Below are 1,935 nucleotides of genomic sequence, written 5' to 3'. Positions count from 1 at the left end.
ACCAGCCGAGGGGAGCTCTGCTCCGGCGCGGTGATCGCGCCGGAAATCGTGCTCACGGCCGCACACTGCCTGATGGGCGGTGGCTCGATCAGCGTGGTCAGCCTCGACACGCGCTTCCGGGCCCGCCGACAGATGGTCGTGGCGGTCCTGCCGCATCCGAGCTTCGTGCCAGGTACGACGCCGCGCACGCAGCCGGGGACCGACCTGGCCCTGCTGCGGCTGGCCCAGCCGCTGCCGGGGGACATCCAGCCGCTCACTCTGGGTGGCGGGCTCTGGCAGGGCGAAACCGTCACCATGGCCGGCTTCGGCCTCTCGTCCGAGGACAACAAGCGCACCGCCCGGCGCTTGCGCGAGACGCAGTTGCTCAATGCCGGCAACTACACGACCCAGAACACCGTCAAGGTCGCGGTCGATGTCGCGGCACGTGGCGAGGCTCCCGGCGCGGGCGCCTGCCGGGGCGATTCCGGCGGCCCCGTGCTGCGCGGCACGTCGCGCTCGCGCGATCTCGTCGGAATCGTGAGCTGGTCGAGCGGGCCGCTCAACACGCGGGCCCGGCGAATCTGCGGCGGCTTTACCGCAATCACGCCGGTCAGCGAGTATCGCAGCTGGATTTCCGAGGGCAGTGCGCGGCTGCTGACGTTCGGCAGCGAGACGCCACCGGACGAAGCTTCCCAGCCGCGCGCCGCCTTCAGCTGGTGGTTCTCGCGCTGAACCGGCTCAGGCCGCGAATTTCAGGCCCTTGATGGCGGCGAAGTCCTGGATGCCCCCGCCAACGCGCTTGGTCGTGTAGAACAGGACATGGGGCTTGGCCGAATAGGGATCGCGCAGGATGCGCACCCCCGCCCGGTCCACGATCAGATAGCCGCGCCGGAAGTCACCGAAGGCGATCGAGATCGCATTGTTGGCGATGTTGGGCATGGTTTCCGCTTCGACCAGCGGAAATCCGAGCAGCGTCGCCGGCGCACCGGCGGAGGCCGGGGGCTGCCAGAGATAATTGCCGTTGGTGTCCTTGAACTTGCGGATCGTCGCCTGCGTCTTCCGGTTCATCACGAAGGAGGCATTCTGGCGATAGCCGGCCTTGAGCGCGTAGACGAGGTCGACCAGCACATCGGACGGATTCGACGCAGCGAATGCGCCGGCAACGCCCGTGTTCAGCACGCCGACATTGCCCCAGCTCCAGCTCGCCTCCGCCACGGTCGGATAGGCCAGGAAGCCCTTGGGTTTGTCGGTGCCGTCGCCATTGACGAAGGCCGCGCCCTCTTGCTCGGCGAAGGCGCTTTCGACCTCCTCCGCGATCCACTGGTCGATGTTGACGATGGCATCGTCGAGCAGCGTCTGCGTCGCGGCAGGCATGGCGTAGAGCTCCATCGCCGGAAAGGAGAGTTCGGCCAGCGTCGGCGAGGCGGTCTGCTGGCGGGCCGCCGCCTCGGCCACCCAGCCGGAGGCCGGGCCCGTCGTCGAGAGGGCCTTCTTGTAGGTGCCCGAAGAGATCGTCCGCACCGTCGCCAGCGAGCGGATCGGCGAGATGCTGGCCAAGCGCCGCAGGATCTCGGATTCGACCGTCGAGGGGGCGAGATAACCGCCGTCGGGGCCCGAGCCGGCCGAGAGCGCCTTGGCCTCCAGGCGTTTCAGCCCGCCGGCCTCACCGGTGCGGACATAGGCTGCAAAGGCAGCCTTGTGCTCGGCGATCAGCGGATCGCGGCCGTGAGGGCCTTGTCCGCCCTGGCCGAGCGCCGGGCGGGCGCGCTCCAGAGTCAGCCGGTCGATGCGACGCAGCGTGTCGTCGAGCGCTGCATCCATCCGGACGAGTTTCTCCTCGGTCAGGATATCGACACCGTGGCGGGTCTCGATCTGGGCGAGACGTTCGTCATTGGCGGTCCGGTACGTCTCCAGCGTGTAGCGCAGATCCTCGAAGGCCAGCGCGAGGTCGGCGCC

Annotated in this window: 2 protein-coding genes; one reads left to right on the top strand and one right to left on the bottom strand. The window is 68.7% G+C overall.

From position 1 onward, the window contains the following. The coding region (locus tag ACIPIA_RS15165; RefSeq protein WP_400510746.1) for a S1 family peptidase at positions 1-711 on the top strand (711 nt) is incomplete at its 5' end. Between the two features lie 6 nt (positions 712-717). Here ACIPIA_RS15165 and ACIPIA_RS15160 read toward each other — a convergent pair. After that, the gene (locus tag ACIPIA_RS15160; protein WP_400510748.1) at positions 718-1,920 is read right to left on the bottom strand and encodes a phage major capsid protein; all 1,203 of its coding nucleotides are present in this window, start codon (positions 1,918-1,920) and stop codon (positions 718-720) included. Positions 1,921-1,935 lie beyond the last annotated feature (15 nt).

The organism is Allobosea sp. CER48 (assembly GCF_044752385.1).
Lineage (GTDB): Bacteria > Pseudomonadota > Alphaproteobacteria > Rhizobiales > Beijerinckiaceae > Allobosea.
Note: the sequence above shows the minus strand (reverse complement) of the source record. Positions and strands in the feature narration are given on the sequence as shown.